The sequence below is a fragment of the Stenotrophomonas sp. HMSC10F06 genome (assembly GCF_001807865.1).
In the GTDB taxonomy this organism is placed as follows: Bacteria; Pseudomonadota; Gammaproteobacteria; order Xanthomonadales; family Xanthomonadaceae; genus Stenotrophomonas; species Stenotrophomonas bentonitica_A.
In genome coordinates this window covers 20,436-30,489 of the sequence record NZ_KV791252.1, presented here as the reverse complement: position 1 = coordinate 30,489, position 10,054 = coordinate 20,436, and the positions used below count along the sequence as shown (strand labels likewise).

Annotated in this window: 3 protein-coding genes; 2 read left to right on the top strand and 1 reads right to left on the bottom strand. The window is 60.0% G+C overall.

Features of this window, described 5'->3' with window-relative positions:
• Positions 1-438: 438 nt before the first annotated feature.
• Positions 439-744 (top strand): helix-turn-helix transcriptional regulator, encoded by a 306-nt coding sequence (locus HMPREF3113_RS01565; protein WP_070470384.1) that lies wholly within the window; start codon positions 439-441, stop codon positions 742-744.
• A gap of 184 nt (positions 745-928) precedes the next feature.
• Entirely contained in the window at positions 929-2,212 is a 1,284-nt protein-coding gene (locus tag HMPREF3113_RS01560) for a YagK/YfjJ domain-containing protein (protein WP_070470382.1), read from the top strand.
• 108 nt (positions 2,213-2,320) lie between these two features.
• On the opposite strand, the gene HMPREF3113_RS01555 is transcribed toward HMPREF3113_RS01560, so the two are convergent.
• Complete coding sequence (locus tag HMPREF3113_RS01555) at positions 2,321-10,012, bottom strand: UvrD-helicase domain-containing protein (RefSeq protein WP_083298675.1); 7,692 nt, start codon at positions 10,010-10,012, stop codon at positions 2,321-2,323.
• Positions 10,013-10,054 lie beyond the last annotated feature (42 nt).

Below are 10,054 nucleotides of genomic sequence, written 5' to 3'. Positions count from 1 at the left end.
GGGGGGGATTCCCCCCCCCCCCCCGCCATGGGCATCACCTTTGGAGAAGCCACTTTGGTGGAAATCACCCGGACAGAGTGAGGCCGTACAGCAAGCCACGATCCAGACACCCCCGGCACTGGGCCGTTCTGCCACCAGAACCGGTGAGGTCAATAACCCGAGCCTACTGCTGGCCCGGCTACGACAGTCCAGCACCTTCAGCGCGGAACCACCGTCACTTGGGCCGGATTGGGTCGTCAAGTTGATTCCTTACCAGGTCCTGGCTACTAGATCGCCCGCGCTCGGCAACAAGCGTCGGTCCGATGCCCGCGCAGCGATCAATTTTCCCCAGCTTTTTTCTCGCCGATCTCAGCTTTCCGCTCCTTATTAATCGGCTCAGCGAACGGGCATTGTGGCCGCAGGCAGGCAAGGGGCCTGTCGCTGCACCGAGACCGCGTTATGAGCATTCACTACAACTGTACAACCCACACGACCAATTCGCCGAACGTCGGTACCGAGGGCCCCACGCCCACACTGACGCGTTCCATGCGAGTCCTGCGCAAGAAGGACCTGGCGAAGAAGCTCTCGTGCTCCGAGAGCACCATCGATAACCGCCTGAACCCGTCGAGCCGCTGGCACGACGAGACGTTTCCTCGACCCGTCCCATTGGGTGCTGGCGGCTCGCGCAGTTCCGCTAAGGGATGGATCGAGTACGTCATCGACGAGTGGCTGGAAAGCCGCATGGAGAATTTCCGTCGCATGTAAATAGCTCACTAAGTCGACGCGGCGAGTCAGCAAAAAAATACCCGGTTCGACGGAATTTTCCTCTCACTTTACACAGCAGCAATAGGAAATCGATCCTGCTCGAATTCCGGTTTATATCCTTTATTTATTTTATTAGCCCTTATCTGTTATCCAAGCAATAAGAACATCTTTGAGAGCCATCGACATGAGCACGATCAATCATGCCTCATCACACACCAAGACGATCGCACTCGACTCTGATGTACCTAAAGAGCAGATGCTGAACTTCAGCATCGCCCCCGAAAGCAAAACTATGCTGCTCACATCAGTCGAACGTGATCATCATCTCTACGTACGCAAGATAGCCCAACGGCACGGATACTCTTTCATAGGGCAAGAGCACCAGTTTATCTACTGGCTCCTCCGGGCAGAGAAACTTGTAGGCGACATCGCCTTGAACGATGAGCCGCCAATTCAAGTCACCTACGATCTACGAGGACTGCCTCGCTATCGGCTAGGCAAGGTCGGCAAGGCAATCTTCAACGTCTGCAAGAGCTACAACAAAGACAGTGCTGAGTACTACAAGCACCACCGCTTCAATCCTCCCCTAACCGTCGTACTGAAAGTAGTCGATCAATACGCCCAAGAGCTGTGGTCCCACACTCGAAACGGAGATCCTGTATTGAGCGATCCACGAATGCGTCAAATTCTTAAAGTGGCGGTCGATTCGATCCGCGAAGCATGCCGTAGCCAGGCCTACAAGAGCGAAGTTGACAATTACATGCGCAACGAAGAAAAAAACATCGCCAGCTGTTGCGACTACTTGGCGGCACAGTTCCAACGTCGTTCTCAGCTGCTGATCCTGCGGGTTGATCTGTACTTCCGACCGGAGTTCAAGGGCTGGGGCTACACGCGCGAAGCCGATGGCCATTACGCGCGGTTCCTGCGCGCCCTGCGCGAAAATCGAATCGTTCCCGACGTCCTCGGCTACATTAGCAAGCGCGAGGACGGGATTGATCGTGGCATCCACTTCCACGCCCTCATCGTCCTAGACGGGCACAAGCATCGCGATGCTGCCAATCTGACCCGCATGGTCGGAGAGGACTGGGTCCGCCGCTGCGGCCTTGGGGAGTACGAGGATGGGGTGGATGTCGGCGAGACAGGCAAGAAGTACAAGGCGAGCTATTTCAACTGCTACACCCGGACGGATCAGTACCGTTTCAACTGCCTGGGTCTGATCCATCCGACGGATACGGACAAGCTGCGCGGCTTGCGCCTGGCGATCGAGTATCTGTGCAAGGAAACCACGCAGCTCAAACCCAGCCCGCCGAAGTCCCAGGAAGGCGAGGAGGACGCCGACACCGCGAGCAAGAAGGGGATCCGCAACCTGCGCAAGGGAGTCATGCCGAAGGGTCACAGCGGCCGTGGCGCGCCCAGGAGCAGCGGCCTGGACACTTCAGCCATTGATCGAGAGTTGTTGAAAAAGTGACCTCAAATCTAGCTTCCAGACGAAGGGCCGGCTTGCCGGCCCTTTCTCTTGACACGCCCCGGGGAGCACGCAGGAGCCGTGGTTACGCTGCTAGGAATCTAGCGAACCTCAGCGGAGGCGCCCCGAAACAAGCACAACGTACCCCCAGCCACGATCACGAACACAGTCTGCCAGCGTCTCGTCGATTGAGTCCGGCCGGAACCGCAGGACCGCACTGACTTTCAGCGAAGCATTCGGTCCGCCGACTGCATGTTGCTTCGCAAGAAAGCCGACCTGTGTCAATTGTCCTGAACTCCCTCGATGCATGAAGGACTTGAACGCACCGCCCCCCCGGCCGCCAAGCACGATTGGATCACCTATCGCGACCTCAGTCTCGATATAGCGCTGACACTCATCCGGAGTTGGGTTGAATGCGTTGCGTTGCATGGCCCAACCGAGCGAGACATCCTCCATTGAACCGATCAACACCTGGCCGTCTGTGCGCAGGCCGTCATACGGCACAGGATCCTTCCTTCCCCAGCTCCGCTCGCGATCACCGCGGTAGTACGTCAGATTCCTCTTGGCCCGGGTCATTCCCACATACAGCAGCCGCGCCTCTTCCGCGGCATCGCCTTGGAGATCCGGTCCCAGTCGATCCCACCCTGCAACGCCGAACTGAATCATCGACGGCAGAATTACTACGTTGTCGAACTCAAGCCCCTTCACCTTGTGCAGTGTCGAAACTACTGCCGTTGACGCTTCATCGACCGTCCCCAGCAACCGCACGAGTTCATCGGTTCTCAATTCATCGACAAACTGAACGAGCGAGGAAAGATGGGGGAATGAACGCTCGCGGCAGCACAGCTCCCACAGATCGTCCAGCGTGACGTCGGACGTAGCCGGCCTAGAGTATTCCGGAACACCTCCAGCTTGCACCGTCCGGTTGAAGATCTCTCGCCGCAAATCCTCTGAAAGTGCGGCGTCGCCTTTGGCAGCAGCCTCCCGAAGATGGTCCAACCAGAGCGCCACGTGCCGTAGATCGGCTACGCGCAGATTGGCGCCCCCTTGCACCCTCAGTCTCGGCTGCCCCTGGCTCAACAGCCTGTGCGCTTCAGCGACCTCAGCATTCGAACGACAGAGCACGGCAGTCGACTCGCATTCGCGGCCGGCCAGCTCCGTCAGCAACGATGCGGTGCTTTCTACCGCCTCGCCCCACGTTCGGCCGCTCCACTCGATGGCCTGGCACGCCCCTTCCGGCGCTCCCATGCGTGGTCTCAACCGGGATGTCTTCAGGCGCCGGGAGCGGCTCGTGCGCTCGAAGAACCCTGAGATCATCAGCTGGCTGCGCTCGACGATGCTCTCGCCAGATCGGAAATTCACGCCCAGCAGAAACTCCTGGAAACTGCCTCTCCCGAAATCACTCGCAAACTTATCAAAATACTTCTCGGAAAACTGATGAGCACTACCATCATTCTTCCGCTGCCAGCGCAGGATGTCCTGGTCGTCATCACCAATCACCATGACCCCTGCCCGGGACCCGCTGCCGGCGTGGAGGTTTTTGATGACCTGATACACGTCATCCGTCACGTCCTGGAATTCATCCACAAGGACACAACGTGCGCCGCCGGCTACCCTCTGGGCGAACAAAGGATCTTTCGACAGCCGACTGGCAAAATCTGACAGCAGGGTTTGCATATTGTTTCTAGTAATCTCAACCCCCTCCCGCGCCAGGGTCCGCATGGCCAAGGAGTGGAAGGTCGAGACACGCAGGCGCCCTGCGTAGGCTGCATAGCCCAGCGACTTGAATAGCTCGCGAATCCGTCGCCTGATCTCAAAGACGACTGCGCGGTTGAACGCAAGCACGATGATTTGCGAGGGATCGATGTTCTGCTCCCGGATCAAGTGCGCGATTCTTCCTACAAGGACAAAGGTCTTGCCAGCCCCTGGACCCGCGTTGACCATGATGTGCTGGTCGAACGGTGCCTTGACCACCTCCCATTGCGCCGATTCCTCCGAGACCCTGAATCTCTCGAAGAACTCAACCGCTTTCGTGGCTCGGAGTTTTTCCTGCATCTCTAAGAGCAAGGTGGAGGGACCGTCCGGATCCTCGCTGACTATTTCACCGAGTTGCGAATCAAGGAAGTGCCTGATCGCAGGCCCATCCGCGGTATCGAAATACCCTTCTATGAAGGCCGGATGGGCATCGGTGTTCACGTTTGCGAACACCTCCATTGCCAGATTTCGTGCCTCTGCAAGTTCATTGACCTGCCTGAGCTCGTCCCAGATATCCGACTGATCCTCAAGCCTGCCATTGGCATCGGACACCGCTACGACATGTGACAGCGGAACCAACTCCGGCGAAATGCTGACAAGGCTCATTGCCGACAGAAGCCCCGTCACCTTGTTCAAGTCAGATTCGCGGAAACGGCCGTCATGGCTTCCGGCACGTAGCTGATCCACAATCTTCGAAATCGGGATCGATCTCTGGTTGACGACGACCGCGAACAGGGACTTCGCCCCCTGCAGGTAACGTTGCCGTCTGGAATCTGCTTTGGACCATGACGCCCGCGGAAGCACTGCCTCCCAGATGACTTTATCGTCGGCCCGAACCAGTTGGCGAAGCTTGACTCCGGATGCACGCGCAAGGCTTCTGAAGCCGTTAATGAACAATCTTTCATACATCCGGCGCTTGTCATCGCCAACCCGCGGCCCCTCTACGTCCTCGACCATCTCAAACGGATAGAACTCGATTCGTCCGTTCTTCGCGAGCCGGCGTATGAGTTCGGCTACTCCGCCATCGACGTACTGGAAGAGCTCGCTGATCTTGGTGGATGGCTCAGATGCAAGCTTGCGCGGAACAACGTCAATCTCGCGATTCAGCGATACAGCCCCACGCTTTTCGAGGTCGCCTAGGACTGCCAGCACATCTCCCATCGACTTGATCGCACTGCTGCGCAGCTTGATCTGGGAGAGATTGAGAATCACCGTCTTTGCCGTGGCGGCCTCACCGCTCGACAACCCGGCGTGTGCGGGACGTGGGCTTGGAAGCGACCGCGCCGGAGTTCTTGCCGAGCCATCGAACAGCATGCCCACCGTGTCGGACAAGCTGGAAAACAGCCGTCCGAGCACGTCGATCGTGCCGCCGAGAAGTCCTGCCGGGGTTGGAGAAGCGCCAAAAACGGAGCCGCCTCCAAGGGATGCACCTGCAAGCGAAGTGTCCACCGAACCAATTTTAAGAATCAAACCGGCTACTTCAGCAGCCAAACCATCCTCCTGGGATATCCGCTCAAGCGAGGACGGGTAGGCAGTCACCTCAATCAGATCCGGGACGGAACCGCACAGGCGGACGCGTTCGGCCCGTTCGAGCCAGTACAGCCCCATTCTGACTCGCGTCGCGGCCGCGCGTCTGGCGGCCGGACTTTGCCCCACGGGGTTCTGTGGCGTGCCGTAGCCCTCGGCAGGAACGATCGCGAGCTGCTGGCCATCCACCTGGTATGCGTGCTCGCACACCTTTTCGTGGAGATCCCTGATGATTGGAAGGGATAGGGCGCTGCGCGCCCGCAAACCCCGGATCGACTCGAAGTCCTGATCCGAGAATAGCAGCGTGGCGGAAAGCTTTTCGAGCTGCGCATTCTTACGCTCCCGCTCCCCGCGCCCGATCCGGCCAACCTCCTGCAGGTAGTCCTCGATGTATCCCGGCGGTGCAAGGTGCACGACCCAATGGATGTCCGGAATATCCATGCCCATGCCGAAGGCCTTCGTCGCCACTAGGACATCAAGGTCACCGTCAAGAAAGCGCGTGTAGATCTCTTCCCGCGAGCCTGCATCCAAGCCCGCATGGTAGTAGTCGACCTGACCGCTGGTGGCCCGGGCAAGCCGCTGCGCCACGACCTCCGCGTGGTATCGGCTGGATACAAAAACTATGACGGCACTACGTTGACCCGTCGACGCCCGGTTGCGCCGTGCCGCCGATACGGCTTCTTCGATGTGAGGCAGACGCTCCGCCAGTGCCTTGTCAAAGTTCCGCCGGTCGTTGAGCATGCCACGCACACGACGCGGCTCAACGGCAATATGCGTTCGCAATGGATTGGAGAACGAGTCCGGCCTTGCCAAGAGCGGCAGTGGAGATCCCGTCTCTCCGGAATCTCCGGACATGACGGCCTGCAAACGGACCCTGTCGGACGCGGTGATCGTTGCCGACAGCAACAGGAAAGGCGTCGGCTCACTCAAATCCATTGCACGACACATGCGCAGCAACAGATTCAGCGCATGAAAGTAGTCCGGCCTGAACTCGTATCCCCACTGATTCACGCAATGGGTTTCATCCACTACTACATGCTCCAAGCCTTTGTCAGCTTGCATGCGTTTGTGAAGCACATCGAGGAAAACACTGCTGCGTGTCCGCTCTGGCGCGACATACAGCAGCACGATGCGATGATCGAGTACGCCCTGGATCACTTCGGCGATCTCGCTGGGCGGTCGATCACCGCTCAGATAGTCGACTGACTCGGAGAAACCCTGCTCCCGCAGGCGCTCCACCTGATCCCGCATCAAGGCCTTCAACGGCGAGATGACCAATGTCAGCCGTCTATTGCGTAGGCCACGGCAGAGCGCGGGAACTTGAAACAGCACCGACTTGCCCTCGCCCGTCGGCAACGAGACGAGAACATTAGCGGAGCGTTCGCAGATGGCTTCCATCGCAATCTTCTGCGACGGCTTGAAGCCGGTGACGCGATTCCCACCGCCCCCGCTTCGAGGCTGCCAGTTCGCCACCAGGAAGCGTTCCATAGCCTCGATGCCGGAAGGAGCCACCTCTCGCACCAGCTTGAACGGCGACAACACAAGCTCCAACCGTTGCGCCTGCTCAGCCAGGAATGGCGTCTCCACAAGCTGGAACGAGTCCGCCAAGTTCGACAGCCCCTTGGCCATGTCGCCCACGCGCGGATCAATAAGGATGGTGGGGAGCTGCGACGCTGACAGCCCCACATCGGCCATCCATCCATGCAACCGGGCCCGCAACAAGGCAGGCGCAGACTCAAGTACAGCAGCGCCACTAACGACGGTGGCGCCGCCCGCCTTCTCGGTCTTTTGCCCAGAATCACAACCTGCCTGCGCGGCAATGCGCGTCTCCGCACAGGCATGCCACTCCTCGATCGGCAGTGCCTCGACCACAGGTTGCAGCACCACGCCTGCCGACTGGGCAAGCGATTGCCAGACGGGCCACTGGTCGACCACGTCGACCAGCGCGAGGCCACCACTCGAGGCGCGAAGCATGTGTTCACGTTGGCTGCGGTGTTCCGGTTTCACCTCACCAAGCCCGATCTCCGCCAGCCCAACTGTCAATAGATCACGCAGCGCCTCGCTTTGGGTACTCGCAATCAGGAGAATCGGAACGGTTCCCGCTCCAAACGTCGCCACTTCTTTGAACGTACGAAGCACATCGGCCCAGTAGCTGCCCTGGTCCTCGGCCCGCGGATGCAACACGTGATGGCGCCGCGTTGCAACCTTCGGACGGCATGACGGAACCGGCGCGCCCTCGGCACGAACTATCGCCGCATCGCTGACGGGGAGCGTCGTGAATGCAGCCAGACCTCCTCGAGAGTCGAGCACGTGTGCGGCACGGTCGACGAGCAACCATCGCAACGCAGATCCGGTTTCACCGATACGCATGAATGGCGCTGCGGGCATTTCACCCAGCATCTGCGCAACATCGCTTTGCGCAACCTTCCGTCGATCGAGCACGAGAACATCATCGCTGAGCCCGGTCACCACGCAGGACGATGGATCCCTGCTGGCCCACCAGTCAACGCTGGCGGGCAACGACGCGATACGCCAGCCCGAACCGGCCTTCGGCACTACGCACGCCATGTCGACCGCCGACCGCAGGCGGGCGTCACGTTCAAGCAGCCAGACCGGAATCATGTTCCGCCGCAGCGCGATGCCCTGCGCGGCAGCCTGCTCCCCAACAGCCACCAGGACCCGAGCAGCCGGGTCGGACGCGGCGTCTGCCGGCAGGGCCTTCTTAAGCAAGGCAACGTCAACTTCCCGCCACTCGGCCGCCAGCCCTTCGCTGGGGTCCGCCGAGACCACCGACGCGCCCGGAACCCAGTCGATCTCCCCGAGCCTGCTCTCGGGCACGACGACCAGCTTCGCAGGCGAGCTTCCCTCCGCGGTCATGAAGCCCGGGAACTCTCGGGCAAAATCGCGGACGCCCCGCTGGGCCTCAATGACCGCATCCAGCAGTCGGGCAGAATCGGTGAACTCGCCGATCAACACCCTGCGTGCAATATCTTCAGGCAGGCCCTCTAGCTGTCGCTTGAACAGCTGCAAAGTGTCAAGTGCATCCCGGTCCGCATGATGCCGCCCACCGAGCGCGTGCGACGCCGCCTGCGGCTCCAGAAGGTACCCGATGAGCAACGTGTCCCAGATCAATGGCACCGAAGTCGGCGCGATGTAGCGGGCAACAATCGGCCAGTCCCATGCCAGGGCATTGTGACCTACCACCAATGGCGCAGCGTGGACTCGCTGCCCCAGGTCGGCCATGGCCACATCCAGGTCGGTCCCGCTACGCTCATCGTGAAGAAGGCTGGCCTGTCCGTTGCGTGCGCAGCCGATTTCCCAGATGCGCTTACCGTCGGTTTCCAGGTCAAACGCCAGTGACGCAGCGGTAAGCAGCGTCCTTGCACGTGATGGTTCCTGTTGGAGTTGCTTGTCCAGCCCTGCCGGATTCTTCCGCCACCCTGACACCAGAGAAACCTGGCGCGCGGCTGGAAGTCGATGAAACAGCGAAACCGATAGATCGAGATTACGGTCCGCCCACGCTTCAGCCTGTACTTCGGACAGCAATCCGTTACGCACGATCCTGTCCAGCCAAGCATCGATGAACGCATCCCGCGGGATGTCGTAGGCCAGGAAACGCGTTGCCAGCTCGACCTCGGATGCCTCGGCTCCTGGGAAACAGGACTCCCAGTTGCCACGCGGTTTCGACAAGGCCCGGCTGAGCAGGTGCCATTCAAGGAGGCGGGAGCGGGCGTCCGGAGAAAGCCTCTGGCGTTGAATCCACGAGGGGTCTGGTGTCCCCAGCACGGCCAGCTGTGCTGGCTCGAACACTTCCAGCATCCGCGTGAACGCGCAAGCGGGGCTACCGGGCGACAGGCAGGCAGCAAACTGGTAGTGCGACTTCGCCAGCCGGCTACTGACCTGATGTGCTTCCAGATCAGCCGGCGACATCTCGGCCAGACGTTCGCAGACGACCTGTCCCAGTACCTCGTCTTCCAGGTCGGTGGGTGCCGGCGCATTTCCACCCCACGGCTTCGCGTACCACGCTGTTTCAAACAGGCCCCACAGCGCATCCCGCGGCAACTCACCTAGGCGCTTGCGCCGCAAAGCGTCCACAGATGTCTGATCCGTGGGCGCATTCCCTAGCGAAGCTGAAGAGATTTCGACGGGCGCCCACAAGACTGCACCCTTCTTGGGCTCGTGTGGACGCCGTGGGTCGCTGCCCGTAATGAAAAGCACCTGCGATCCCACAGGGGGAAGCTTTCTTCCGTCAGGTAGCCGGCCCGGATATCCCCTGAAGTGGAAGAACACGTCCTCGCGCGCGCCACCAGAGATGAAGCCGAAGCCCCGTTCTTCGTCGAGCCTGGCCACAGTTCCGAAGCGTGGCAGCTTCAAGAAGAGCATTCCCTCATCAGATTGTGGCTTCTTACCAGATCCTAGCGGCCGACCACCGGTCTTGGAATTGGTCTTCCTAGTGTCCACAACCTCTCGCTCGGTCGGCTGTAAGCCCAATGTCTTCAGCTGGTCGGCCAGCGTGCTCATGATTGTTCATCCCCTTGCTGGCACACACGCGTCTCCCAAAGT